The sequence below is a fragment of the Pseudomonas bharatica genome (assembly GCF_048586865.1).
GTDB lineage: Bacteria > Pseudomonadota > Gammaproteobacteria > Pseudomonadales > Pseudomonadaceae > Aquipseudomonas > Aquipseudomonas bharatica.
On record NZ_JBMAWR010000004.1, the window covers coordinates 74862 to 101745 of the forward strand.

22 protein-coding genes are annotated in these 26884 nt (G+C 55.3%); 21 read left to right on the plus strand and 1 reads right to left on the minus strand.

Going from position 1 to position 26884, the window contains the following annotated elements; translation table 11 throughout:
* Window positions 1-49: 49 nt before the first annotated feature.
* From serC to ACKLLE_RS06950, 9 genes are all read left to right on the plus strand, one after another.
* Entirely contained in the window at window positions 50-1135 is a 1086-nt protein-coding gene (gene serC, locus ACKLLE_RS06910) for a 3-phosphoserine/phosphohydroxythreonine transaminase (protein ID WP_009407555.1), read from the plus strand.
* The gene (gene pheA / locus ACKLLE_RS06915; protein ID WP_009407557.1) at window positions 1135-2229 is read left to right on the plus strand and encodes a prephenate dehydratase; all 1095 of its coding nucleotides are present in this window, start codon (window positions 1135-1137) and stop codon (window positions 2227-2229) included. The genes serC and pheA overlap by 1 nt, the downstream gene beginning before the upstream one ends.
* A gap of 40 nt (window positions 2230-2269) precedes the next feature.
* The gene (locus ACKLLE_RS06920) at window positions 2270-4510 is read left to right on the plus strand and encodes a bifunctional prephenate dehydrogenase/3-phosphoshikimate 1-carboxyvinyltransferase (protein ID WP_064304952.1); all 2241 of its coding nucleotides are present in this window, start codon (window positions 2270-2272) and stop codon (window positions 4508-4510) included.
* Window positions 4507-5196, plus strand: coding sequence for a (d)CMP kinase (cmk, locus tag ACKLLE_RS06925; RefSeq protein ID WP_009407560.1), 690 nt, complete (start codon window positions 4507-4509; stop codon window positions 5194-5196). Before ACKLLE_RS06920 ends, cmk begins: the two co-directional genes overlap by 4 nt.
* A 122-nt stretch (window positions 5197-5318) precedes the next feature.
* A complete protein-coding gene (rpsA, locus tag ACKLLE_RS06930; protein WP_064304951.1) occupies window positions 5319-7001 on the plus strand; it encodes a 30S ribosomal protein S1 in 1683 nt (560 codons plus the stop codon).
* A 223-nt stretch (window positions 7002-7224) separates the two neighbouring features.
* Entirely contained in the window at window positions 7225-7530 is a 306-nt protein-coding gene (ihfB, locus tag ACKLLE_RS06935) for an integration host factor subunit beta (protein ID WP_420057352.1), read from the plus strand.
* 62 nt (window positions 7531-7592) lie between these two features.
* On the plus strand, window positions 7593-7787 hold the full coding sequence (locus ACKLLE_RS06940; RefSeq protein WP_420057534.1) for a LapA family protein: 195 nt from the start codon (window positions 7593-7595) through the stop codon (window positions 7785-7787).
* A 318-nt stretch (window positions 7788-8105) separates the two neighbouring features.
* Window positions 8106-9167 carry a Wzz/FepE/Etk N-terminal domain-containing protein gene (locus tag ACKLLE_RS06945; protein ID WP_420057354.1) on the plus strand — a complete coding sequence of 354 codons (1062 nt, stop codon included), beginning with the start codon at window positions 8106-8108 and terminating at the stop codon, window positions 9165-9167.
* A gap of 311 nt (window positions 9168-9478) precedes the next feature.
* A complete protein-coding gene (locus ACKLLE_RS06950) occupies window positions 9479-10534 on the plus strand; it encodes a Wzz/FepE/Etk N-terminal domain-containing protein (protein ID WP_420057356.1) in 1056 nt (351 codons plus the stop codon).
* Window positions 10535-10612: 78 nt separating this feature from the next.
* Here ACKLLE_RS06950 and ACKLLE_RS06955 read toward each other — a convergent pair whose 3' ends face one another.
* Window positions 10613-11485: a methionyl-tRNA formyltransferase gene (locus tag ACKLLE_RS06955; protein ID WP_420057358.1), complete on the minus strand. Its 873-nt coding sequence runs from the start codon at window positions 11483-11485 to the stop codon at window positions 10613-10615.
* Between the two features lie 373 nt (window positions 11486-11858).
* Between ACKLLE_RS06955 and ACKLLE_RS06960 the strand changes: the two genes are divergently transcribed.
* From ACKLLE_RS06960 to ACKLLE_RS07015, 12 genes are all read left to right on the plus strand, one after another.
* Window positions 11859-13133: a Wzz/FepE/Etk N-terminal domain-containing protein gene (locus tag ACKLLE_RS06960; protein ID WP_420057360.1), complete on the plus strand. Its 1275-nt coding sequence runs from the start codon at window positions 11859-11861 to the stop codon at window positions 13131-13133.
* Window positions 13134-13436: 303 nt separating this feature from the next.
* The gene (gene rffA, locus ACKLLE_RS06965; RefSeq protein WP_420057361.1) at window positions 13437-14570 is read left to right on the plus strand and encodes a dTDP-4-amino-4,6-dideoxygalactose transaminase; all 1134 of its coding nucleotides are present in this window, start codon (window positions 13437-13439) and stop codon (window positions 14568-14570) included.
* Window positions 14567-15859, plus strand: a complete 1293-nt coding sequence (locus ACKLLE_RS06970; RefSeq protein WP_420057363.1) for an O-antigen translocase — start codon at window positions 14567-14569, stop codon at window positions 15857-15859. Before rffA ends, ACKLLE_RS06970 begins: the two co-directional genes overlap by 4 nt.
* On the plus strand, window positions 15843-17132 hold the full coding sequence (locus ACKLLE_RS06975) for a glycosyltransferase family protein (RefSeq protein WP_420057365.1): 1290 nt from the start codon (window positions 15843-15845) through the stop codon (window positions 17130-17132). The genes ACKLLE_RS06970 and ACKLLE_RS06975 overlap by 17 nt, the downstream gene beginning before the upstream one ends.
* A complete protein-coding gene (locus ACKLLE_RS06980; RefSeq protein ID WP_420057366.1) occupies window positions 17132-18085 on the plus strand; it encodes a hypothetical protein in 954 nt (317 codons plus the stop codon). The genes ACKLLE_RS06975 and ACKLLE_RS06980 overlap by 1 nt, the downstream gene beginning before the upstream one ends.
* A 104-nt stretch (window positions 18086-18189) precedes the next feature.
* On the plus strand, window positions 18190-19437 hold the full coding sequence (locus ACKLLE_RS06985) for a glycosyltransferase family 4 protein (protein WP_420057368.1): 1248 nt from the start codon (window positions 18190-18192) through the stop codon (window positions 19435-19437).
* Window positions 19434-20291 carry a dTDP-4-dehydrorhamnose reductase family protein gene (locus tag ACKLLE_RS06990; RefSeq protein WP_420057370.1) on the plus strand — a complete coding sequence of 286 codons (858 nt, stop codon included), beginning with the start codon at window positions 19434-19436 and terminating at the stop codon, window positions 20289-20291. Before ACKLLE_RS06985 ends, ACKLLE_RS06990 begins: the two co-directional genes overlap by 4 nt.
* A gap of 17 nt (window positions 20292-20308) precedes the next feature.
* Window positions 20309-21319, plus strand: a complete 1011-nt coding sequence (locus tag ACKLLE_RS06995; RefSeq protein WP_420057372.1) for a polysaccharide biosynthesis protein — start codon at window positions 20309-20311, stop codon at window positions 21317-21319.
* The gene (gene wecB, locus ACKLLE_RS07000) at window positions 21312-22439 is read left to right on the plus strand and encodes a non-hydrolyzing UDP-N-acetylglucosamine 2-epimerase (RefSeq protein ID WP_420057374.1); all 1128 of its coding nucleotides are present in this window, start codon (window positions 21312-21314) and stop codon (window positions 22437-22439) included. Before ACKLLE_RS06995 ends, wecB begins: the two co-directional genes overlap by 8 nt.
* 255 nt (window positions 22440-22694) lie before the next feature.
* Complete coding sequence (locus ACKLLE_RS07005; RefSeq protein WP_420057376.1) at window positions 22695-23654, plus strand: UDP-glucose 4-epimerase family protein; 960 nt, start codon at window positions 22695-22697, stop codon at window positions 23652-23654.
* Complete coding sequence (locus tag ACKLLE_RS07010; protein ID WP_420057378.1) at window positions 23651-24682, plus strand: MraY family glycosyltransferase; 1032 nt, start codon at window positions 23651-23653, stop codon at window positions 24680-24682. The genes ACKLLE_RS07005 and ACKLLE_RS07010 overlap by 4 nt, the downstream gene beginning before the upstream one ends.
* 90 nt (window positions 24683-24772) lie before the next feature.
* A complete protein-coding gene (locus ACKLLE_RS07015; RefSeq protein WP_420057535.1) occupies window positions 24773-26767 on the plus strand; it encodes a polysaccharide biosynthesis protein in 1995 nt (664 codons plus the stop codon).
* The last annotated feature ends 117 nt before the right edge of the window (window positions 26768-26884 follow it).

Below are 26884 nucleotides of genomic sequence, written 5' to 3' on the forward strand. Positions count from 1 at the left end.
GGGGCTCGTCCCCGCTTCTGCCGTTATCTTGAGCAGAGCGAGAGTGGATGTGAGCAAACGAGCCTTTAACTTCTGCGCAGGCCCTGCTGCGCTTCCGGATGCTGTTCTGCAGCGCGCCCAGGCCGAAATGCTGGACTGGAACGGCAAAGGCCTGTCCGTCATGGAAATGAGTCACCGTAGCGACGACTACGTGGCCATTGCCCAGCAAGCCGAGCAGGACCTGCGCGACCTGTTGTCCATCCCCTCCAACTACAAGGTGCTGTTCCTCCAGGGCGGCGCCAGCCAGCAGTTCGCCGAGATCCCGCTGAACCTGCTGCCCGAGAACGCTACCGCCGACTATATCGAGACCGGCATCTGGTCGAAGAAGGCCATCGAGGAAGCGCGCCGCTTCGGCAACGTCAATGTCGCCGCCTCGGCCAAGCCCTACGACTTCCTGGCCATTCCCGGCCAGAACGAGTGGAAGCTGACCCCGGGCGCCGCCTACCTGCACTACGCCTCCAACGAAACCATCGGCGGCCTGCAGTTCGACTGGGTGCCGCAGGCCGGTGACGTTCCGCTGGTGGTGGACATGTCTTCCGACATTCTCTCCCGTCCGATCGACGTCTCGCAGTTCGGCCTGATCTACGCCGGGGCGCAGAAGAACATCGGCCCGAGCGGCCTGGTGGTGGTGATCGTCCGCGAAGACCTGCTGGGCCGCGCCCGCAGCGCCTGTCCGACCATGCTCGATTACAAGATCGCGGCCGATAACGGCTCGATGTACAACACGCCGGCTACCTATTCCTGGTACCTCTCCGGCCTGGTCTTCCAGTGGCTGAAGGAGCAGGGCGGCGTGGCTGCGATGGAGCAGCGCAACCGGGCCAAGAAAGACCGCCTGTACGGCTTCATCGACAAGAGCGATTTCTACACCAACCCGATCAGCGTCAATTCCCGTTCGTGGATGAACGTGCCGTTCCGCCTGGCCGACGAGCGTCTGGACAAGGCGTTCCTCGCCGGTGCCGACGCCCGCGGCCTGCTCAACCTCAAGGGACACCGTTCGGTCGGAGGCATGCGTGCCTCGATCTACAACGCGCTGGGCCTGGAAGCCGTCGAAGCCCTGGTGGCCTACATGGCCGAATTCGAGAAGGAACACGCCTGATGTCCGAACAGGAACTCAAGGCGCTGCGGGTACGCATCGACAGTCTCGACGAGAAGATCCTCGAGCTGATCAGCGATCGCGCCCGCTGTGCCCAGGAAGTCGCGCGGGTCAAGATGGGCTCCCTGGCCGAGGGCGAGGTTCCGGTTTTCTACCGGCCCGAGCGCGAGGCGCAGGTGCTCAAGCGGGTCATGGAGCGTAACCAGGGGCCGCTCGGCAACGAGGAAATGGCCCGGCTGTTCCGCGAAATCATGTCCTCCTGTCTGGCGCTGGAGCAGCCGCTGAAAGTGGCTTACCTCGGCCCCGAGGGTACCTTCACCCAGGCTGCGGCGATGAAGCACTTCGGCCATGCCGTGATCAGCAAGCCGATGGCGGCGATCGACGAAGTGTTCCGCGAGGTGGCAGCCGGTGCGGTCAACTTCGGTGTAGTGCCTGTGGAAAACTCCACCGAGGGCGCGGTCAACCACACCCTCGACAGCTTCCTCGAGCACGACATGGTCATCTGTGGCGAGGTCGAGCTGCGTATCCACCATCATCTGCTGGTGGGCGAGAACACCAAGACCGACAGCATCACCCGCATCTATTCCCATGCCCAGTCCCTGGCCCAGTGCCGCAAGTGGCTGGATGCCCATTACCCGAATGTGGAGCGCGTCGCGGTGGCGAGCAATGCCGAGGCGGCCAAGCGGGTCAAGGGCGAGTGGAACTCGGCCGCCATTGCCGGCGACATGGCTGCCGGCCTGTATGGCTTGACCCGACTGGCCGAGAAGATCGAGGACCGTCCGGACAACTCCACCCGGTTCCTGATGATCGGCAACCAGGAAGTCCCGCCGACGGGCGACGACAAGACTTCGATCATCGTGTCCATGAGCAACAAGCCGGGCGCCTTGCACGAGTTGCTGGTGCCGTTCCATGAGAACGGAATCGACCTGACGCGCATCGAGACCCGCCCTTCGCGCAGCGGTAAATGGACCTACGTATTCTTCATCGATTTCGTCGGCCATCACCGGGATCCGCTGATCAAGGCCGTGCTGGAGAAGATCAGCCAGGAGGCGGTTGCCCTGAAAGTGCTGGGTTCCTACCCGAAAGCGGTGCTTTGAGGCGTAACGATGGTGATGTTTTGAACAGGGTCCTGGCTCAGTGATTGAAATCGAAACGCAAAAGAGCGGAACCGTGCTTGGCCGGCTTGTTGTAGTAGGCCTGGGCCTGATCGGCGGTTCCTTCGCCAAGGGCGTGCGTGAAAGCGGCCTGTGCCGTGAAGTGGTCGGTGTCGATCTGGACCCGCAATCGCGCAAGCTGGCGGTCGAGCTGGGCGTGGTCGATCGCTGTGAGGAAGACCTTGCAGCGGCCTGCGTCGGTGCCGACCTGATCCAGCTGGCGGTACCGATCCTGGCGATGGAGAAGGTGCTGGCCAGGCTGGCCGGAATGGACCTGGGGCAGGCGGTGCTGACCGATGTTGGCAGTGCCAAGGGCAATGTCGTTCGTACGGCTCGTGCGGTCATGCCGGAGCGACTCGCGCGCTTCGTGCCGGGGCACCCGATCGCCGGTTCCGAGCAGAGCGGGGTGGAGGCTTCCAATGCCGGGCTGTTTCGTCGGCACAAAGTGATCCTGACCCCGCTGGCCGAGACCGATGCCGAGGCCCTGGCCCTGGTTGACCGGCTATGGCGTGCGCTGGATGCGGATGTCGAGCACATGCAGGTGGAGCGTCACGATGAAGTGCTGGCGGCCACCAGTCATCTGCCTCATCTGCTGGCGTTCGGCCTGGTCGATTCCCTGGCCAAGCGCAATGAAAACCTCGATATCTTCCGTTACGCTGCCGGCGGCTTCCGTGATTTCACGCGGATCGCCGGCAGTGACCCGGTAATGTGGCATGACATCTTTCTCGCCAACCGCGAGGCTGTCCTGCGCATACTGGACACTTTTCGCAGCGACCTCGACGCCTTGCGCGATGCGGTCGATGCAGGGGACGGGCATCAGTTGCTGGGCGTGTTCACGCGCGCCCGGGTTGCCCGCGAGCATTTCAGTAAAATCCTGGCCCGACGGGCCTATGTGGACGCTATGAACTCCAACGACCTGATTTTCCTGGCACAACCTGGTGGCCGTCTGTCCGGGCGCATTCGCGTTCCCGGCGACAAGTCGATCTCCCATCGCTCGATCATGCTCGGCTCGCTGGCCGAGGGCACCACGGAAGTCGAAGGCTTCCTCGAAGGCGAGGACGCCCTGGCGACCCTGCAGGCGTTTCGTGACATGGGCGTGGTGATCGAAGGTCCGCATCACGGTCGCGTGACAATTCACGGCGTCGGCCTCAATGGCCTGAAACCGCCACCTGGCCCTATCTACCTGGGCAACTCCGGTACTTCGATGCGCCTGCTGTCCGGCCTTCTGGCTGCGCAGGCCTTCGACACCGTGCTGACCGGCGATGCCTCGCTGTCCAAGCGTCCGATGAACCGTGTCGCCAATCCGCTGCGCGAAATGGGTGCGGTGATTGAAACCGCCGAGCAGGGCCGTCCGCCGGTTACCATTCGTGGCGGGCACAAGCTCAAGGCGCTGACCTACACGCTGCCGATGGCCAGCGCCCAGGTCAAATCCTGCTTGCTGCTTGCCGGCCTGTACGCCGAGGGCAAGACCACGGTCACCGAGCCAGCACCGACCCGCGACCACACCGAGCGCATGCTGCGTGGTTTCGGCTATGAAGTGAGTGTCGAGGGGCCGACCGCCTCGCTGGTCTCCGGCGGCAAGCTGAAGGCGACCCATATCGAAGTGCCTGCGGATATTTCCTCGGCGGCCTTCTTCCTGGTGGCTGCGTCGATCGCCGAAGGCTCCGAATTGCTCCTGGAGCACGTCGGCATCAACCCGACCCGTACTGGTGTGATCGACATCCTGCGCCTGATGGGCGGTGACATCACCCTGGAAAACCAGCGTGAAGTCGGTGGCGAGCCGGTTGCCGACCTGCGCGTGCGTGGCGCCAGGCTCAAGGGCATCGAAATTCCCGAGCACCTGGTTCCACTGGCCATCGACGAGTTCCCGGTGCTGTTCGTTGCTGCAGCCTGTGCCGAAGGCCGTACCGTCCTGCGTGGCGCCGAGGAACTGCGGGTCAAGGAATCCGATCGCATCCAGGTCATGGCCGACGGCCTGCTGGCCTTGGGTGTCAAGTGCGAGCCAACCGCCGATGGCATCATCATCGATGGTGGCGAGATCGGTGGTGGTGAGGTCCATGGCCACGGTGACCACCGGATCGCCATGGCCTTCAGCGTGGCTTCCCTGCGCGCAACTGCGCCGATCCGCATTCATGACTGCGCCAACGTCGCTACTTCCTTCCCGAACTTCCTGGCCTTGTGCGCAGAGGTCGGGATTCGCGTCGCTGAAGAGGGCAAATCGTGAACCTGCAAGCGCCGGTCATCACCATCGACGGGCCTAGCGGTTCGGGCAAGGGTACGGTAGCGGGCCTGCTGGCCCGGCGCCTGGGCTGGAACCTGCTGGACTCTGGCGCCCTGTATCGTCTACTCGCGTTCGCTGCGGGCAACCATGGCGTCGACCTGACCAACGAAGAGCTGCTCAAGGCCCTCGCCGCCCATCTGGACGTACAGTTCCTTGCGGCCGAGGAAGGCCAGTTGCAGCGCATCATTCTGGAGGGCGACGACGTCAGCAATGACATCCGCAACGAGCATGTCGGTGCCGGTGCCTCCCAGGTGGCTGCCCTGCCGGCGGTACGCGAGGCGCTGCTGCAGCGTCAGCGCGCGTTCCGCGAGGCGCCGGGCCTGATCGCCGATGGCCGGGACATGGGCACGGTGGTATTCCCCGATGCGCCGTTGAAGATATTCCTGACGGCCAGCGCCGAGGAGCGGGCGCGGCGCCGCTACCTCCAGTTGAAGGCCAAGGGCGATGATGTTAGTCTGTCGAGTCTGCTGGATGAGATTCGTGCGCGCGATGAGCGCGATACCCAGCGCTCGGTAGCCCCGCTCAAGCCGGCAGCCGACGCGATACAGCTGGATTCTACCGAGCTGTCCATCGAGCAGGTGCTGGAACGCATTCTGAGTGAGGTCGCCCTGCGCGATATCACCGGATGACCCGGGAAGGCTGCAGGATTACCAGTCAACGTCCTGCAGCCGGCCCTTACTATGAACGAAACCCACATTGTCTGGAGTGTGGCTGTTGGGCGGATTTATCGCCCGAATCTACAGGAATTAAAATGAGCGAAAGCTTTGCAGAACTCTTTGAAGAAAGCCTGAAAACCCTCAACCTTCAACCAGGTGCGATCATCACCGGTATCGTTGTCGATATCGATGGTGACTGGGTTACTGTCCACGCTGGTCTGAAGTCCGAGGGCGTCATCCCGCTCGAGCAGTTCTACAACGAAGCTGGCGAGCTGACCATCAAGGTCGGTGACGAAGTTCACGTTGCGCTGGACGCGGTGGAAGACGGCTTTGGCGAAACCAAGCTGTCCCGTGAAAAAGCCAAGCGCGCCGAGTGCTGGATTGTTCTGGAAGCAGCTTTCGCCGCCGAAGAAGTGGTCAAGGGCGTTATCAACGGTAAGGTTAAGGGCGGCTTCACTGTCGACGTTAACGGTATCCGTGCGTTCCTGCCGGGCTCCCTGGTTGATGTCCGCCCAGTGCGCGACACCACTCACCTGGAAGGCAAAGAGCTGGAATTCAAGGTCATCAAGCTGGACCAGAAGCGCAACAACGTTGTCGTTTCCCGTCGCAGCGTCCTGGAAGCCGAAAACAGCGCCGAGCGCGAAGCTCTGCTGGAATCGCTGCAGGAAGGCCAGCAAGTCAAGGGTATCGTCAAGAACCTCACCGACTACGGCGCATTCGTGGACCTGGGCGGCGTAGACGGCCTGCTGCACATCACCGACATGGCCTGGAAGCGTATCAAGCATCCATCGGAAATCGTCAACGTTGGCGACGAGATCGATGTCAAGGTCCTGAAGTACGATCGCGAGCGCAACCGCGTTTCGCTGGGCCTGAAGCAACTGGGCGAAGACCCATGGGTTGCTATCAAGGCTCGTTACCCAGAAGGCACCCGCGTCATGGCGCGCGTCACCAACCTGACCGACTACGGCTGCTTCGCTGAGCTGGAAGAAGGCGTCGAAGGTCTGGTGCACGTTTCCGAAATGGACTGGACCAACAAGAACATCCACCCGTCGAAAGTCGTTCAGGTTGGCGACGAAGTGGAAGTCATGGTTCTGGACATCGACGAAGAACGTCGTCGCATCTCCCTGGGCATCAAGCAGTGCAAGTCGAACCCATGGGAAGACTTCTCTGGCCAGTTCAACAAGGGCGACAAGATCTCCGGCACCATCAAGTCGATCACCGATTTCGGTATCTTCATTGGTCTGGACGGCGGCATCGACGGTCTGGTTCACCTGTCCGACATCTCCTGGAACGAAGTGGGCGAAGAAGCCGTACGTCGCTTCAAGAAAGGCGACGAGCTGGAAACCGTCATCCTGTCCGTTGACCCTGAGCGTGAGCGCATCTCCCTCGGTATCAAGCAGCTGGAAGACGATCCGTTCTCCAACTACGTTTCCGTGAATGACAAAGGCGCCATCGTCAAGGGTGTTGTCAAGGAAGTCGACGCCAAGGGCGCCGTCATCACCTTGGCTGACGATATCGAAGCCACTCTGAAAGCTTCCGAAATCAGCCGTGACCGCGTTGAAGACGCGCGCAACGTCCTGAAGGAAGGCGACGAGATCGAAGCCAAGATCATCAGCGTTGACCGCAAGTCCCGCACTCTCAACCTCTCCATCAAGTCGAAAGACGTTGAGGACGAGAAAGAAGTCATGCAGAACATCGCCAAGGCTGCTCCTGAAGCTCCTGGCGCTACCCTGGGTGACCTGCTGCGTGCGGCGCAGGAAGCGGCCAAGCAGAACTAAGTTCAGCTTGATCAAAAAAAGGCGACTTCGGTCGCCTTTTTTTATGCCTGAAATTTCAGTCGGTTAAGCGCGAGCCCCGTGGGCGTTGGCTTTGCGGGGTGTGTCGGTATTTCTCGCTCCTTGGATTTTCGTACAAGTCAAGAAGCGCACTGTTCAAATTCATCAAGCCGTGCTACAACCAATGGAGGCAATGACCTAGCTGCTTGATACAGAAGGGAAAAACATGACGAAGTCGGAGCTGATCGAACGTATTGTCACCCACCAGGGGTTGCTCTCGTCCAAGGACGTGGAGCTGGCAATCAAGACCATGCTTGAGCAGATGTCCCAGTGCCTGGCGACCGGGGATCGTATCGAGATCCGGGGGTTTGGTAGTTTTTCATTGCATTATCGTGCTCCCCGCGTGGGGCGTAACCCGAAGACCGGGCAGTCCGTCGAGCTCGATGGCAAGTTCGTGCCGCATTTCAAGCCCGGGAAGGAGTTGCGGGATCGGGTGAATGAGGATGAGCAGCATCCTGTGTTAGGAGGGTGAATGTGTACGTACTCAAGCGTTTGACCTTGGTGTTTGCGGTTATCCTGGTGGCTGTTCTAGTGATGTTCTTCGTTCTTGAGAATCGTCAGCCGGTCTCCTTGGTTGTGTTTGGTTTGCCCGCACCTGCCATGCCCATGGCTGTTCTTGTGCTGACGGCTTTCGTTATCGGTTTAAGCGTTGGCCCGCTTCTTGGCCTAGGCATTTTGGTCAGGTACCGGTTGCGTGCGCGGGGCACCGCAGGCAAATTGCGAGACTGAGATCTCTTGCCGTACATATAGACTTTTCCTACATAGTGTCAGCTTTTTTCCCGCATAGTTTTGTTTTCGACAGGGAGATAATTCCCTGTACGTTAACAAATTGTGCGGACTATGGATCGTGATTCTTCCCGTCCTTAAGCCATTCTTCGGCTTATCAATTCCCTCCACTATTTGCGTTGGATTGGCTGTGAGGGTGCGGCACCTGATGTCTCGCTGCGGCAGATTGATGGGGGCGTCTGGAGTGAAATCGGGTCGCAATTTCTCCTTTGCCCACCTGGCGCTAATCCGTTCTTGGGGTAGCGCACCTTGGAAAAAACAATGAGTCACCAGCACGAACATTTGATTCGTGATGGTGAGCTCGATCTGTTTGAGATATCGAGACTGTTCTGGAAAAAGAGGAAGGCTATCCTGGGAGGGGGGCTATTGGGAGCCTTGATCGGGCTTTCTCATCTTTGGATTTCCGTTCCTGTTTACCAGGCTAGAGCCATTGTTGGGCCGCCGTCCTCAACCGGCCTGGCGGCGCTCAATAAAGGTAGGGGTGGCGCTGATGGGTTGGAGCTACTAGATGTTTCAAAGGTATTTGATCTCTACATGGGTGTTCTTGGCTCGGAGGCCTTGCGCCGGCATTTCTTTGATAGCGTCTATGCTCCGGCCTTGAAAATTAAGAGCGCGAATTATTCAGGAGAGGGGTATGCCAAGTTCAGTAGGGCGTTGAGAGTGGTCCCTCCTTCCGGAAGGCGCGGTGGCCGGGCGGCTGTTTTGCTGGAGGACTCGGACCCCGGGCGCGCTGTGGATTGGTTAGAGCGCTATATCAATATGGCAGCGACCCAAATCAGGGATGACTTGATCAATGAGCTCGAAGAAGAAGCCTCCTTAAAAGCGGATATCATCGAGCGCAGTATCAGAGGCGAGCGCATAGCTGCGAAACATCAGCGGGAGGATAAAATTGCCCGGTTGTATGATGCTTTGACGATCGCACGTGCGCTCGCCTTGGAGGGTTTTCCTTCTTCAGCTGAGAAAGTGTTTGGTCAAGGACTGGCTATGGAGGGGCTGCCTTATTTGCGCGGTGTACAAGCGCTGGAGGCGGAGATAAAGGCGATGGAGAGCAGAACCTCGGATGACCCCTACATTGATGGCCTGCGTCAGCAGCAAGCGAAGATGGAATTTTACCGTCGGCTGAAGATTGAGTTTTTGGCAGATGATGTCTATCAGTGGGACGGCGTTGCGCATATCGTTGACTGGCCATCAGGTCCCAGAAGTAAGGTGGTCGTTATACTGGGTTTCACGCTCGGACTATTGATGAGTATGCTTCTTGTTTCTTTTCTTGCATGCTCTCGTGGTGCCGTTCAGCTAAGCAAGTGTCCTGGTAGGCGATGTTGAGTTATCCCGTGTGGTGAGAGTAATGGGTGGGTTTGTGAGGGGGGGGCGAGAATTTTCTCCGGTCTTATCGTCGCGGCTTCCATGGCGCGTTAGAGCTGCCCTTAGCGTCGGTCGCTGGCATCCTGCTGCCGTAACGAGCGGCGGCAACGGAACCCAGGCCCAATGCGTCATCATAACTCTCTCATTTCAAAGCACTAATCGACCAGTTCGCTAATCCTAGCTAAGCTTCATTGGGGTGGTTGAGGTTTCGCCACCTAGGGCCGAAATTACAATGAGATACGATCAGCTGAAATTAAGGAAATAGATAATAAATGCGCAATGTCCGTGAGCGCCCGATTGACGAAGAGATTGATCTGGTTGAGCTATTCCAGGATTTTTGGAAGCAAAAACTTTTAATCTTAATGATAATTCTTATCTTCTTTATCTCTTCTTGTGTTTACGTATTCTGTACCGTGCCTACTTATCAGGCCAAGGTTTTTGTCGGGGCACCCAGTCAGAACGACATCTCTGCTCTCAACTATGGCCGGGGTGGTGGGTCAGGGCTACGGATGCTGACAGTCAAGGACGTCTACGACGTCTACCTGCGTAATCTTCAGTCAGAGTCGTTGCGTCGTGAGTTTTTCCGGACGGTCTATTTGCCGGCGCTACCTGAAGAGCTGATTGACGAGCCTCAGAGTGAGCTCTATTTGCGTTTTCTGTCGGCGATTACGATAGGGCCTGCTTCCAAGGCGGAGGAAGGGCGTTATTTCATAACGGCAAGAACCTCTGATCCCCAGCATGCGGCAGAGTGGGTCGTGCGTTATGCCCAAAGTGCCGGTCGTCAGGGGAGGGCGGAGATTATCCAGAACGTCATGGCTGATGCGAAGGTCAAGGCCAATAACCTTGAGCAAGAAATAAACCTGGCCCGTGAGGGTGCCCGTAAACAGCGAGAAGATCAGATCATTCAGCTCAATGAGGCGCTCAGGGTGGCAACGACAGTAGGCCTGGAGGCACCTCCGATCATTCCCAGCGGACTGTCCGGTGTGGTATCGGCAGGCATGGATGGCGCGCTGGCATACATGAGGGGCACGAAGGCGCTTGAAGCCGAAATAAATAATTTGCGAAATCGTGCTTCGGATGATCCTTTTGTTCCCAATCTGCGAGAGAGGCAGGAATCTCTTGCATTCTATAAAGCGTTGAATGTCGACAGCGCAACTGTTGAAGTATTTCAACAGGATGGGGCTGTTGAGACTCCCGACAAACCTATAGAGCCAAAGAAAGGCCTGATCCTCGGTTTGGCTGTCCTGGCAGGTCTTGCTTCCGGGCTTGGGGTAGCGTTTCTGCGCGGGTTATTATGGCGAGGCGCACGGCGTAATCAGGTGGCATGAGGTCTTCGACCCGATCTGAACCTTTCTGAATCGTCGCAGGTGCACCGCTTTCGTGTAGAGGGAGCGGTGCGGACGGGATTATGTGAAGCGTGAGCGGAAGCGAGTGAGGGGAAGCATGTCCTGAGAGGTTTCATCGCTTATGCATTTGAGTATCTTCAAAAGGCCCGAGGCGCAAACGATCGTCGGTAATCCCTCTTCGACAAAGATGACTTTGCCGGGAGTGCGATTCTCGATAATCACATCGTCCACTTCCTCTGCGGCCAGAATGCGGGCGGGAACCCCGTTGATCTGACACAGTGCGCCGCGGTAAGGGGAAGATAGGGCGTCGATAGTGCGACGAAGCGTCGAGGCGGGAAGTGACCAATCGAGTCGATAATCCTGCTCGTCGCGCCAAAGGCTATAGGTTGCCTTGCTATGGTCCTGGGGGACTGCCGTCAGCCCGGCGCCGCGTGCCAGCGCTGTCATCACCGCTTCGCCGCATTCGATATAACATTTATTGATTGTGCTGATCGCAGAGGCGATGGTGATTGGATACTCGATTGCGCTGCTGGCTTGGTGGATGATATCACCGCGGTCGTACTCACTCGCCCCGAACAGTGCAGTTACTCCAACCGCAGGCTCGCCATTGATCAGGGCGTTGACCAAGGGGGCGAAGCCACGATAGCGAGGCAAAAGTGAGTCGTGGAAGACAATCAGCTTATCGCTCGGGTGTTTGATCATCCAGCGCCAGGATATGGCAATTGCATATTCGCTCTCGATGTGAGTGTGCTCATGCCGAAAGCAAAAATTGGTGCTTGATTTCTGGCAGGCCTCAGCGATCCGGGATGAAAAATCATCATCTACCGCATCATCCTGACCAATAACGACAAGAGAAATCAGATCCTTGAACCTGGAAATGGCTAGTTCGGTAAAGGCAAGACCTTTCTCAGTCATGGCAAAAATAGTAAGCATTGCGGATTCCTGATCCTCTGGAATTGAGCATTGCATGGCTGCAATGTCCCGCCAAGGGTAGCGTTGATTTCCGGGCGCCAGCAAGTCCTGCGGCTTCCGCGGCAAGAGTGCTTGACTCACCTTTCGCTTACGTGCATGGCTTTAGGGGCGTGTAAAATTCGTGCGCAGAAATTGCCGAAGGTAGCTTGGTCCGATGCAGGCCGTTCTCAAGGCAGCACCCCTGGGGTTTGATAGCTGGCTCTTGTAATCTCTAGGAGATTTGTCAGAATCACGCCCTGATGAAGTGATTGACTTGAGCGCAGGGAAGCATTGTGAAATACGCACTTCTCGCGGTTAGGCAATTTATTGTTCCCCTTGCCGCAAGATTTTCCTTATGACTACCCTAGCTAGAATTACAGAACGCTCGACCGGTGAGGTCGACATTTCGGCGTTGATTCACGGCGTATGGACTCAACGTAGGCTGGTTGGCATAAGTGCTGCTGCCGGGGTGGTGCTTTTCGCCGCCTACGCCTTCCTTTCAACCCCTATGTACCAGACCACGACGGTGCTGCGTTCGGTCCCGCTCAACGAGCTCGATGCACTGAATCGCACCAATCTTTATGAGTTGCCACCTAAGCAAGCGCTGCTCGAAGTAGGGGATGCCTTGCAATCGTACGATGTAAGGTTGGCTTATTTCCGGGAAAATCGAGAACTTTTCTCTCGCTTCGATGATCCCAGTCACTCGCTTGAGCAGAACTTCGAGGAGTTCAACCGCGAGGCTTTGGAAATAAAGCTTCCTGACAAGGGCCGACCGTCCCTGGTCTTGGAAATGACTTACCCGGAAGGAGTGGCAGGTCCGCAGATCGTTAACAGTTTTGTCGAGTTCGCGATTAACAAGAAGCGTCAGGAAATCAGTGCTGACATGGACGTCATCGTCCGCAACCGCCTGAGCGAGCTGAATTCCCAGATAGAGGCAGCCAAAGCTGTATACGTGAGCGATAAGGAAACTCAGATTGCGTCATTGATCGAAGCCGATGAGGTCAAGCGGGCCCGGCTGGAAGATGAGCTCAAAGCGTTGCGCCAGCAACTGAAAACCGGAAGGGCAGACCGCATAGCCCAGCTCGACGAGGCCATTGCTATTGCGAAATCGTTGGGCATCAAGCGCCCCAGTACGCCTTCGTCGATGGGGGATGCAGAGAACGTAGGAGCGGCGAACGTTGTTCGCACTGAAGTCAATAGCCAAACCCTGCCTCTCTATTTCATGGGTAGCGACGCGTTGGAGGCTGAGCGGAAAGTTCTCCAGAGTCGCAAGAGTGATGATTTCACCGCTGGCCGTATCGCTGAAATCCAGAAAGAGCTGCGACTTCTGGAAAACAATCGCCAGGTAGAAGCATTGAATGCGCGCAAGGATGAGTCAGTTTTTCTTAACGGGCTCGAAGGCGTGCGCAAGGAAATGGTTCGTTTGAAGAACCTCGACGTTAATCTTGACCGTATCGGTCTGGTATCGGTGGATCGCAGGGCTCTGGAGCCGACCAAGCCGATAAGGCCGAAGCGGCTGCTCTTGTGCATTGGCGGATTGGCCCTGGGGTTGCTGGTCGGAGTTATCATCGCTGCCCTGCGCCATTCGGTGATGCAGCGAACTGGGGCTAAGCGTGATGAAGCTATTTAGGGGGGCTGATGTCACCGATGAGCTATCGGGACGGGAGGCGCTCCTTTGATCCCGCTCTTTCACCAGATGAACTGCCGTTACAGAAAAGATTTTTAACGCGCAAGATGAGGGGTGGCGCTGGAGAGGTGTATCCCCCACATTGTGATCCCGGTAATATTTCGCCCCGTTCCTCTATCCATCCACAGCCGGTGGCGACGGCTGGTGTGACAGGTGGTTTGTGTTCTGGCATCGGTAGATGTCATTTGGCCAGCAAGCGCAATGAATGCGCTGATGCTTGATACTGAATTGTGAGTGAGCAGATATATGATTCCATTCAATAAACCACCCTACACCGGCGATGAAGACAGCCATGTGCTCAAAGCCATGCGTGCCGCAAAGATGTCGGGCGATGGTGAGTACACCGGACGTTGCCATGAATGGTTCGAGCGCAATCTGGGCAGCCAGAAGGTTCTGCTGACGCCGTCCTGCACTCAGGCGCTGGAAATGGCTGCTCTACTTATTGATATCCAGCCGGGTGATGAGGTCATCATGCCGAGCTACACCTTCGTGAGTACTGCCAATGCGTTCGTACTCCGTGGGGCAAGGATTGTCTTCGTTGACGTTCGTCCCGATACCATGAACATCGACGAGAGGCTGATTGAGGCTGCTATTACCGAGCGCACCAAAGCCATCGTTCCAGTCCACTATGCAGGCGTAGCCTGTGAGATGGATACCATCATGGCGCTTGCGCAAAAGCACGGCCTCTATGTCATTGAGGATGCTGCGCAAGGGATGATGTCTACTTACAAGGGAAAACCCTTGGGGACTATCGGGCATCTGGCGGCTTACAGTTTCCATGATACGAAAAACTACACCAGTGGTGGTGAGGGTGGGCTTCTACTGATTAATGACAGTAATTTTGTTGCCCGCGCCGAAATCATTCGGGAAAAAGGTACTAATCGCAGCCAATTCTGGCGGGGTATGGTCGACAAATATACCTGGGTCGATGTCGGTAGCAGCTATTTGCCATCAGAATTGCAAGCTGCTTACCTGTTCTCGCAATTAGAGAATGCCGAACGTATCAATGCTGCGCGTCGTCAGGTATGGAGTAGCTATTTCGAAGCGTTCGCCGAATTCAACGGTACCGTGGCAGATTTGCCGGTTATCCCGCGAGATTGTGAGCACAATGCTCACATGTTCTACCTGAAGCTGGCTGATCTGTCGGCGCGCAGTGCTTTTATCGAAAGCCTGAAGTCGCAAGGCGTAATGGCGGTTTTCCATTATGTTCCGCTCCATTCTTCGCCATGCGGCACCACATGGAGTACCTTCCATGGAACGGATGTATTCACGACCCGTGAAAGCGAGCGACTTGTTCGATTGCCGATCTGGTATGGCATGACCGATGAAGAACAAGGTCGTGTTATTGCTGCCGTTCGGAATGCGCTGGAAGTACTGTGACCCGATTCAGCGCCATCAAGAGCGCTTGCCTGACGGGGTGTGCCCATCTATCGAGAATTGCGGTCGGATTTCTGCTGATCAAGGTGGTGGCCTTCTATCTGGGGCCTGATGGCTTGGGAGCCCTGGGGCACTTCATGAGCCTGGCGACCATTATCTATATGGTCGCTGGCGGTGGTGTGACCAATGCAGTGATCAAGTACGCATCGGAATACAACCAGCAGCCGCATCGATTGGTGAGAATGATTTCGGCTTCTTCGAGTTACTCGCTGGCGTGCTGCTTGGTTGTAGGAGTGTTGGGTATTTTATTCAGCCGGCCGCTAGCGGGTTTCCTGTTTTCGGACAGCGATAATTGGTGGCTTGTTGTGCTTCTGGCGCTCGCCCAGTTTTTCTACGCTTATGTAAATATTGTAGTGGGTGTCGGAAACGGGTTACTGGCAACCCATGTTTACTCCCGTATCCAGGTAGTGGGTAGCCTGCTCGCGGCGGTGCTCACTTTTGCCCTGGTAATGAAATACGGCTTCAAGGGTGCTGCGGTCGCGACGGTTGTCATTTACTTGGCACCAGCACTTCCTGCGGCGTATTTCCATTTCCGCTCCTCCCTTCGATCAAAGGTCCGATTTGTTAGGCTAAAGTATGTCGAGGTCAAGCGTTTTGCACGTTTTAGCGGAATGATGCTTGTCAGTGCAGCGAGTTTTCCAATTGTCGAAATGGTAATCAGGCAGGCGTTGATCAACGGGGCAGGTGTTCAAGAAGCGGGCTTGTGGCAGGGGTTGATAAAGCTGTCTTCAGCCTATCTAGGATTCTTCACGATCTTTCTCTCCTACTATTTCATGCCTATGATTTCGCGCGAGCAAGACAAAGGTGTGATCAAAAGCCTGACTTTACGCATGATGCTCGCCGTCTCGCTCTTGTTTTTGATAGGGGCAGTAGTACTGTATAGCGGTCGTGTGTTCTTCATTTCGCACCTGCTTTCTGACGAGTTTAGTCGTGCTTCGGATTATTTGGGCTATCAACTTATAGGGGATGGTTTTCGAATCGCCTCTTATGTTCTCGGATTTATTGCTGTAGCCAAGGCCTCCATACGTCTCTATATTGGCGCTGAGTTGTTGCAGAACGGTCTTTTTCTGGGGGTTGCTTATTCCTTCAGCTCGTCTTCTGCTGGAGTGTTGTCGGTCGTGCAAGCCTATGCGCTGGCTTATGTAGTGTATTTCCTTGTTGCGGTTGCAAGCTTCGTCGTGTATTTGAATAAAAAATCCTCTGGGGGAAAGTTTAATGTTGTTTCTTGCTAATGTATTGGAGCTTAACGGCGGAACAACATTCATCCTCCGGGTTGCCAAAGAGTACGCGGCCAGAGGAAAGAGGGTCGGAGTGCTGGTTATGTTCGATATGGTTGACAGAAAGCTGGAAGAACAGCTCTCTGTATATGCCGATATCTATCGTTTGAGAAGTTACTCAAGGTGTGTACCTTCTTTCGTTTTCAAGTCGCAACTTGGTACCTTCATGCCACTGGACTTTCCTGCGATCAGTGAAGTCGTACAGCGCCATGGCGGCCACATCCATGCGATGGGAGTTTTCGGTATCCTCTTGTTGCGACGCATGGTTGCAGCCAAGGTTGCCTTGACGGGTGTCAGCTTTGGCATCTATCACCAGAACGAGATAATGTATCGGGACGTGCCAGCCTACTTCTCCGATAAGGCTCAAGCTTTGTTTGCTCGGCTACCCTCTGCTGGGGTTGTGTTCTTCAACGAGCACAACCAGCGCTCGCATGCTCAGTTTTTCTCCCGGAATTATGACGCCTCACCTATCCTGCCGATCGGTGTCGAGCTTCCAGCCTGGACAGGTCGCTCCATAGGTAGCAGCGACTCATTACGAATCGTTTCGATCGGTAACTTGCACCCCTTCAAGGCGTATAACGCCCACATCATCAGAATGCTGAACCGGCTGAGCAATTCACGGCCCGGGATAAGGTATGAAATATATGGGGCCGGCATTAACGAGTCTGCTCTCAGAGATTTGGTAAAGGAGCATGACGTCGAGCATCTTGTCGACTTCAAAGGGGTAATCGGTTATGCCGATATTCCCAAGGTCCTGTCAGGAAGTTTCGCATTCATCGGCAGCGGGACCTCTATCATCGAATCGTCAGCACTGGGCATCCCGTCTATTGTCGGAATTGAATCGATCCAGGCGCCTATGACCTACGGATTGTTCTCGAAAGTCAAAGGCTTTTCCTATAACGAAATGGGCGCTGACATTCCGCTCGTCTCTATCGAGGACACGCTCATCTCCCTTAATCGGGCCGAGGATTGGGAGGTGGCGTCTGCTGGCTGCCGTTCCAAGGCCGAAGAGTTCTCGATTGCGCGTACTGTCGACGGGTTCGAGCGGGTGGCCGAGGACGCTAATGAACTTCTCGAGTTCAAGGCTCTGCCATATTCCAATGTCCGAGCGTTGCTGTCGTTTCTTTTGTGGGGTTTCAAAGAGCGCTCCGGCAAGTCTTCTGCGTTCTCCATGCGTCGTGAGCAGGGAACTCTGACAAATGTCCATGGTGTCCAGCAGGGGGCTTGATGAGAATCTCCGTTGACAAGCTGGTGGCGTTCGGTTGGGCGTTTCCACTTGCGTGTCTGAGTCTTTTGTTGCTGCCTTATGCTGTAGAAGGTGACCAGCAATTTTACAGGGATTTCTATGCAAATGTTGGCAGCTTTGGGCTGTCGGATGCTTATACCTTCTACAACAATCGGCTAGGGACGAAAGAGCCAGGTTACTTTCTTTTCGTTTACTTGTTTTCGGACTGGTTCGACAAGGATGTTGTGTTCTCCCTGGTCAATGGGCTGCTGTATTATCACATTTTTTTGTGGCTCCGCCGGCAACGGGTGTCGACGTTTTTGTATCCGCTGCTCGCATGTAATTTCTACCTCATTGTCTTGAGTTTTTCAGCAGAGCGATTGAAGTTGGCGCTGACCATCTTCCTGGTCGGTTACTCCCTGAAAGGGCTGTTCCGGTATTCCGTTTATGCTATATCACTGGTCAGTCATGTCCAGCTCATACTGTTGCTCGTCGGCACGCAGGTGAGGCGGGCTCTGGAAGTAATCAGAAAATTAATGCTCGGACGGGTAGGGCTTGGATTCGTTTCGCTGTTTATCATCCTCATTGGAGTGTTGGCACTGCTGTTTCTACTGCGTGAACACATTGAGGCGAAACTCGCGTTTTATTCGGGTGCCTGGGGTGGTTTCGGTGCGATGCTCAAGCCGTTGGTTTTCACTTTCATGGCTATGTTCTATTCGAGAGAGCGAAAGATCGAAGCCTTATTTGTTTCATTGCCGATGGTTATCGCGTCTTTCTTTATCGGCTCAGAGCGTGTCGTGATCTTTTCGTACTTTGTCTTCATGTATTACGCTGCATCTTATCGCAGAGGGATCAACGTCGGTGTTCTCACCTCCGCTATGTTCTTTGCCTATAAGGGCATTGGCTTCGCTATGACCATGATTGAGCTGGGTGACGGGTTTGCTGGAACATATTGAGTGTCCAGGGGTGGTCACGCCATCTTATCGCGCGCATCGTGGCCGCATGCGCTTTCCGAATGTATGTGTGTGCGCTATAGCACAATTCGATAATGTGTGAATCAATGAAAATTGCCATCGTTACGCAGTATTTCTATCCCGAGAACTTCATAATCAACGATATGGTGCTGGAGCTCGCAGGACTGGGGCATGAGGTGGAGGTTTTCACTGGGCGACCAAACTATCCGGACGGTGAGATTTTCCCGGGGTACGATGTCGACGGTACTACATCCGAGACGTGGCAACATGGTGTGGTCGTACACAGGACCCCTCTGCGCCCACGCAAGGCTGGAGGGGCCAAGAATCTGCTGCTGAACTACGGTTCGTTCGTTTATAACGGGCTGCGCCATTTTTCCGGGCTTCGGAAGCAATCGACGTTCGATGTCATTCTGGTGTTCGCAGTGTCGCCGATGACTGCCGCAATCCCTGCGATTCTGCTCAAATACCGGAGCAAGGCGCATTTGATGATATGGGTGCAGGACCTTTGGCCGGAAAGCCTTCGTGCCACGGGTTTCATAAGCAACCGCTTCCTGCTGTGGTGCACGGGACTGTTGGTAAGGTCTATCTATTCGTTGACAGACACGCTTCTGGTGCAGTCACGGGCCTTCATTGAGCCGGTAGCGCGTTATGCGAAGCGCAGCAAAATCGTTTATTATCCAAACTCGTACAAGGTCACCGAGTCCCTCAACGATGCTGAGGCAGTGAACGGCCTGGCGGGGTTGCTGTCAGTGTTGCAAAGCAATTTTTGCGTGGTGTTCGCCGGTAACCTCGGAACCGCACAGTCGCTTGACTCAGTAGTCGAGGCGGCACGCTTGTTGCGCCACTTGGAGCGTTTCAAGATTGTACTGGTAGGCAGCGGAAGTCGTTCAGACTGGGTTGCAGAGGAAATCGATCGTCTCGGCCTCGATAACCTGATGCTAGCCGGACGTTTCCCCGGCACCAGCATGCCGCAGATATTTTCAGCCAGCCAGGCTCTCTTGGTAACGTTGAGGCCTGACGAAATTTTTTCCTACACCATACCAAGCAAAATTCAAGCGTACATGGCTGCTGGTATACCTATCATCGCCGGGCTGGACGGAGAAGGGGCGAGGGTGGTACTCGAAGCAGGCGCCGGCCTGTGCTCTGACGCCGGTGATGCCAGCATGCTCGCTCATAATATCGAAACCCTATACAATGCCACGCCCGAGGCTCGGGCCGATATGGGGCGCAGAGGACGCGAGTATTTTGAAGCTCATTTTGAAATGCACAGTCAATGCGAACGTTTGCTTGAAATATTTGAATCACGTATTGCTGCAAAGGATCTTGTGAAATGAGAGTTCTCGTTCTTGGCGCTACAGGCATGTTGGGTAGCACCGTGTTTAAGTATTTTTCGCAGCTCCCGAATATCTCGACATTCGGGACGGTTCGCAGTCGAGGGGCTTTCAAATACTTTGATGACGAGGCGGCGTCCCACTTGTACACCGATGTGGACGTTCTTGATCATGACGCGCTTGTTCAGGTGCTTAGCCGTGCCCGTCCCAACGTGGTCATCAACTGCATTGGTCTGATCAAACAGTTCTCCGACGCCAAGGATCCTTTGCGCGCTTTGCCGATCAACTCCATGCTGCCTCATCGGTTGGCAAATATCTGCGAGTTAATCAATGCTCGTTTGATTCATGTCAGCACCGATTGTGTCTTCTCCGGCCGGAAGGGTATGTACACTGAGGATGATGTATCTGATGCCGAGGACCTTTACGGAAAGTCCAAGTACATTGGCGAGGTCACCGACCGCAGTCACGTGTTGACGCTGCGTACATCGATCATCGGCCACGAATTGAGCAGCAATGCCTCTCTGGTCGATTGGTTCCTCTCCCAGCAGGGCATTGTCAAAGGGTTCACCAAGGCCATTTTTTCGGGGCTGACCACGCTTGAGGTCGCCCGGGTATTGAAAGAGTTTGTATTGCCCGCTCCCCAGTTGCATGGGCTTTATCATCTTTCTGTGAACCCGATCGATAAGTACTCGCTTCTGTGCGAAGTGGCCAAGGTGTACGGCAAGGATATTACCATCGTTCCGGATTCGGCATTGGAAATCGATCGCTCTCTCGACTCGAGCAGGTTCCGTGCAGCAGTAGGTTATACGCCACCTTCCTGGCCTGAACTGATTCAGGCGATGTTTCTTCAGAAATAAATTTTGCGGTGATGAAAATGTTCGATAATAAGGTATTGATGATTACTGGTGGTACCGGATCTTTTGGTAATACCGTTTTGAAGCGATTCCTCGACACTAACGTCAAGGAAATCCGCGTATTCAGCCGGGATGAAAAAAAGCAGGAAGACATGCGCATTGCATTGAGCAATGACAAGGTCAAGTTCTATATTGGTGATGTACGCGATTACGCCAGTATCTCCCAGGCCATGGTCGGTGTGGATTACGTGTTCCATGCCGCAGCCCTCAAGCAGGTCCCGTCTTGTGAGTTCTATCCGATGGAGGCTGTCAAGACCAACGTCCAGGGTACCGAGAACGTACTTAACGCGGCGATAGCCAACGGTGTCAGCCGGGTCATCGTGCTCAGTACCGACAAGGCGGTATATCCTATCAATGCGATGGGTATTTCCAAGGCTATGGCCGAAAAATTGGTGGTCGCCAAATCCAGGATGATCCCGGCCAATGGCACCGTCATTTGTTCGACCCGCTATGGTAATGTCATGGCCTCTCGAGGGTCGGTCATTCCGTTGTTCGTGAGCCAGTTGAAAGAAGGTCAGAACCTTACCGTTACCGATCCGAACATGACTCGCTTCTTGATGTCGCTGGAAGATTCGGTCGACCTTGTTCTACATGCCTTCGAGCACGCCGAGCAAGGCGATATCTTCGTCCAGAAGGCACCAGCCTCCACAGTGGCGGAGTTGGCTCAGGCGCTGAAAGAGCTGTTCAAGATCGATAGCAGTATCAAGGTTATCGGCACCCGTCACGGAGAAAAGCTCTATGAATCTTTAATTTCCCGTGAGGAAATGGCCAAGGCCGAAGACATGGGGCGCTATTACCGTATTCCCGCCGACAATCGAGACTTGAACTACAAGAAGTATTTCGTCGAGGGCGAACAACACATTTCCGAGTTGGATGACTATACCTCGCACAATACAGAGCGCCTGAGTGTCGAAGGTATCAAGCAGCTCCTGTTGAAACTTGATTACATTCAGGAGCAACTCAATGCTTAAGGTCATGACACTGGTGGGCACTCGCCCAGAGTTGATCAAGATGAGTCGTGTCATCGCCGAGCTGGATATACAGACTCAGCATGTGCTGGTGCACTCGGGTCAGAACTACGACTACGAACTCAATCAGGTATTTTTTGACGATCTGGGAATTCGCAAGCCGGATCACTTCCTCGGCGCAGTCGGCGAAACCGCCGCCAAGACGATTTCGGAAGTGATCTCCAAAGCTGATGATGTTCTCGAAATCGAGAAACCGGATGCCTTGCTGTTGTATGGTGACACCAACACATGTCTTGCAGTCATTGCGGCAAAGCGTCGCAAGATCCCAGTGTTCCATATGGAGGCTGGTAATCGCTGCTTCGACCAGCGCGTTCCGGAGGAACTGAACCGTAAGGTACTGGACCATCTGAGCGACATCAACATGGTGTTAACCGAGCATGCTCGTCGTTACCTGCTCGATGAGGGAATCCGTCCGGAGACCATCATCAAGACTGGCTCCCACATGGAAGAAGTGCTTGATTATTACATGCCACGTATCGTGGCATCGGATGTTCTGGATCGGGAAGGATTGGTTGATAACCAGTATTTCATCGTCAGTGCACACCGCGAAGAGAATGTTGATTCGCGAGAGAACCTGCTGGAATTGCTGGACTCGTTGAAAGCGCTTGCCGATACGTACAAATTCCCGGTCATCGTTTCGACTCATCCTAGAACACGCAAGCGTCTGGAAGCATTGGGCGAGTCGCTGGATCACCCGCTCATCCGCTTTGTGAAACCTTACGGTCTTTTCGACTATATCAAGCTCCAGATGGGAGCATTCTGCGTGCTTTCCGACAGCGGCACCATCACCGAGGAAGCATCCCTGCTGAACCTCCCGGCGGTAACGTTGCGCAATGCGCATGAACGTCCCGAAGGAATGGATGAAGGTACCTTGATCATGAGTGGCCTCAAAGCCTCCTCGGTACTTGATGCTGTTCGCGTGGTTACTTCCCAGCATCATCGGAACGATCGTTTGATTCCTGTGGTCAAGGACTACTTGGGCGGGCCTGTCTCCAAGCAGGTAGTGCGTATCGTTCACAGCTACACCGGTTACATCAACCGGACAGTCTGGCACAGGGACTGAACAGAGAGCGGATATGTCGACAGCAGTGCCCCGTATTACTCCAGGCACACACTGTTAACGCTGGATTGGTTAACTGCTGTCGCTCCTCTCTTTCATCTTGAGTCCGGTAGTTGCATCCGAGGCCGCACTGCTCGCAATAAGCGTGGATCTCACAGGAAGAACAGGCGTTGGCGCTGAAGTGCACATATCTACCTGCTTGCCTCTTGAACAGGTGATATCGGCGCGATTCCAACGGATTATTTCAGAGGAGCAGGAATGCGAGTTTTATTGACCGGAGCTTCCGGTTTCGTTGGCAAGGCCGTCATGGAGAGAATGTCCAAGGACGGGACTGAGTTGATCGTGCCGTTGCGGCGACCTGCAGCCCAGCTGCCGGTAGGCGTTAGCTCATATATTTTCGACGATCTGGCCGACGAGCGCGCCTGGCCCCAGGATCAAAATTCCGTGGATACGGTCATTCACTGCGCCTCCCGGGTACACGTGATGAACGAAGTCGCGGCTGATCCTCTTGCCGAGTTTCGGAAGGTCAACGTGCAATCCACGTTGGCTTTTGCTCAAAGGGCAGCTCGCGCGGGCGTGAAGCGGTTCATATTTATCAGCTCGATCAAGGTCAACGGCGAGGGAACTTCACAGGGCCGTCCTTACCGTGCGGACGACACGCCTGCTCCCTCGGATCCCTATGGTGTGTCGAAGCAGGAAGCCGAGGAGCAACTGCGCCAGCTGGGCGCCGATACCGGAATGGAAATTGTCATCATCCGCCCGGTGTTGGTCTACGGGCCTGGTGTAAAGGCTAACTTTCTGAACATGATGCGTTGGCTTGATAAAGGTGTACCCTTGCCCTTCGGTGCCATCCACAACAAGCGAAGTTTGGTAGCGCTGGAGAACCTGGTGGACTTGATCGCGGTGTGTGCCAGGCACCCAGGCGCTGCGAACCAGACGTTCATGGTGAGTGATGGTCATGACGTTTCCACGACCGAACTGCTAAAGAGCATGGGCCGCGCCTTGGGTCGGCCAGCCCGCTTGCTTCCTGTGCCCTCTTCTTTGTTGGTGATGGCCGCTAACCTGCTAGGCAAGCGCTCGTTGTCGCAACGTTTGTGTGGCTCGCTGCAAGTCGATATCAGTGAAACGCGCCGACGCCTCGATTGGACGCCACCTGTCTCGCTCGAGAAGGCATTGAGTGATGCTGCCGAGTACTATCTGGAAAGCAAGCAGAAATGAATTACTGGTTGTTGTCGCTGTCAGTCCTGATCACGTCTTTTATGCTAACCGTGCTGTTGCGTCGCTATGCGATCGCGCGCAGTTTGATGGACGTGCCGAATCAGCGGAGTTCCCACACGGTAGCTACTCCCCGTGGGGGAGGAGTCGCCATCGTCGTCTCGTTTTTGCTGGTATTGCCTGTCGCCAACCTTCTAGGGCTTGTCTCTAACGAAATGCTGGTGGGGTCGCTAGGTGCTAGTGGTCTGGTCGCGTTGATCGGCTTTCTTGACGACCATGGCCATGTCGCTGCGCGCTGGCGGTTGCTTGGGCATTTCACCGCCGCGGCGTGGGGACTTTACTGGTTGAGCAGTGCTCCCCAACTCCTGCTCTTCGGTGAAGTCTACGACCTTTCACTTCTGGGTTATGTACTGGGTGCCTTCTACATAGTCTGGACGTTGAATCTGTACAATTTCATGGACGGTATCGACGGTTTGGCGAGCCTCCAGGCGATCACCACTTGCGTGGGGGCCAGCGTCCTGTACTTGGGGGCCGGCTTGCCGAACCTGGTGTGGGGCCCCGTGCTACTGGCCCTCGCGGTCGCCGGTTTTCTGTTCTGGAATTTTCCTCCCGCCAGGATTTTCATGGGTGATGCCGGCAGTGGTTTCCTGGGAATACAGCTGGCGCTGCTATCACTCTATGGAATGACTGAATCACCGGTGCTGCTTTGGGCCTGGATCATCTTGATGGGCTGCTTCATCGTGGATGCGACGTTTACCCTTGGACGTCGACTGCTGAGGAGGGAAAAGGTATACGAAGCCCACCGTAGCCACGCTTATCAATATGCATCTCGTTTCTATGGTCGTCATTTACCTGTCACTCTGGCGGTTACAGCAATCAACCTGTTCTGGCTATTACCGGTTTCCGCATTGGTCGTATTCGGCGGCTTGGACGGCCTGCTAGGTGTGATCATCGCCTATTTGCCCCTGGTTCTTCTGGCCATACGCTTCAAAGCAGGGCAGAAGGAGCAGCCGTCCCCTGTGGCAAACTGAAAGACAGGACGCACTTTCTCTGGATAGAGAGCGCGTTAGAATAGGCAGCAGATTGAGAATTGCATCGGGAGAAGGGCTTTGAAACGCGTCATGGATAGGATTAGAGCGTCACTGCTTGCATTGCCGAGACGGCAGAAGCGTATGCTGCAGGTGCTGATCGATGTTGTTCTTGTTTGGGCATCCCTCTGGCTCGCCTTCGTGGTGCGCTTGGGCATCGACGAATTGTCCAATCCGGTGAAGGACTATCCTTGGTTGTTCCTGGCCGCACCTGTCATCGCGATCCCGCTTTTTATCCGTATTGGCTTGTACCGGGCGGTAATGCGCTATTTCGGTAATGATGCGCTCATTACCATCGCCAAAGCTGTCAGCCTCTCCGCGTTGATACTTGCATTGGTTGTCTATTGGCACGGAGCCCATGATCCAGCCGTTCCTCGGTCGATCATTTTCAATTACTGGTGGCTTAGCTTGATCATGGTCGGTGGCTTGCGCTTGGTCATGCGTCAGTATTTCCTCGGCGACTGGTTTGCCGCTGCTCAGCATGTCCCCTTCACCAAGCCTGACAGCTTCTTGCCCAAGGTTGCCATCTACGGCGCTGGCGCCGCGGGTAACCAACTTGTGGCCGCACTTCGCATGGGCCGGGCGATGCGTCCCGTTGCGTTTATCGATGATGACGAGAGCATTACGGATCGGGTGATTTCAGGACTGCAGGTGTTCAAGCCAAGCCGCATCCAGCGAATGATCGATGTCACCGGTGCCGAGGAAGTGCTATTGGCGATCCCTTCTGCGTCGCGCACCCGGCGAAAGGAAATCCTGACCAATCTAGAGGCGTTCTCGCTGCATGTGCGTAGTATTCCGGGGTTCATGGATCTGGCCAGTGGTAGGGTGAAGGTGGATGACATCCAGGAGGTGGATATCGCCGACCTTCTCGGGCGCGATTCGGTACCTGCACAGGATGACCTGCTTGAGCGGTGCATCACTGATCAGACAGTGATGGTCACCGGTGCCGGGGGGTCCATTGGTTCTGAACTGTGTCGCCAGATCCTTATGCTCAAGCCTAAGGCGCTGCTGCTGTTCGAACACAGCGAATTCAATCTGTACAGTATCCTTGGTGAATTGGAACAGCGTGTCGCCAGGGAGTCCTTGCCGGTCAAGGTTTTGCCGATTCTTGGCTCTATACGAAACAAGGACAAGTTGCTGGATGTCATGAGCACCTGGCGTGTCGACACTGTCTATCATGCTGCTGCCTACAAGCATGTCCCGATGGTTGAGCACAATATTGCCGAAGGAGTGCTCAACAACGTCATCGGTACCCTTAATACCGCTGAGGCCGCTCTTCAGGCCGGTGTTGCTAATTTCGTACTGATCTCCACGGACAAGGCCGTGCGTCCGACCAATGTCATGGGTAGTACCAAGCGATTGGCGGAAATGACACTGCAAGCGCTGAGCCGAGAACCGGCGCCGGTACTATTCGGCGATGAGAGCAATGTTTCCTACGTGAACAAGACGCGATTCACGATGGTTCGCTTTGGTAATGTGCTTGGCTCTTCGGGCTCTGTGATTCCACTGTTCCATAAACAGATCCAGTCCGGTGGCCCTTTGACCGTGACTCATCCGAAAATCACCCGATACTTCATGACGATTCCTGAGGCTGCACAGTTGGTGATCCAGGCCGGCTCCATGGGGCAGGGGGGCGATGTATTCGTACTGGACATGGGGGAACCGGTACGCATTGTCGAACTGGCGGAGAAGATGATTCATTTGTCAGGCCTGAGTGTTCGTTCCGATCGAAATCCACACGGTGATATCGCTATCGAGTTCACTGGCCTGCGCCCGGCAGAAAAGCTTTACGAGGAATTGCTGATTGGCGACAACGTTGTGGCTACGCCGCACTCCATGATCATGAGCGCCAACGAAGACTATCTTGAGTGGGATGTGCTGAAGCAGCGCCTGCAGGCCCTGCTGGCTGCGGTGCGGCGGGATGATTACACGACGGTTCGCCAGCTCTTGCGAGAGACAGTCAGCGGTTATACGCCTGACAGCGAGATCGTCGACTGGATTTACCAGCAACGCCGCCTTGAGCCCTGACAAGCCCAAGAAAAAGCCGCTCATCGAGCGGCTTTTTCTTGGGCGTGAGATTTCAGATTTAGTAAAAAATGTATGTTTGACGCTGGGCGCACAAAGGCTAGGTTTGAGAGGCAGTCA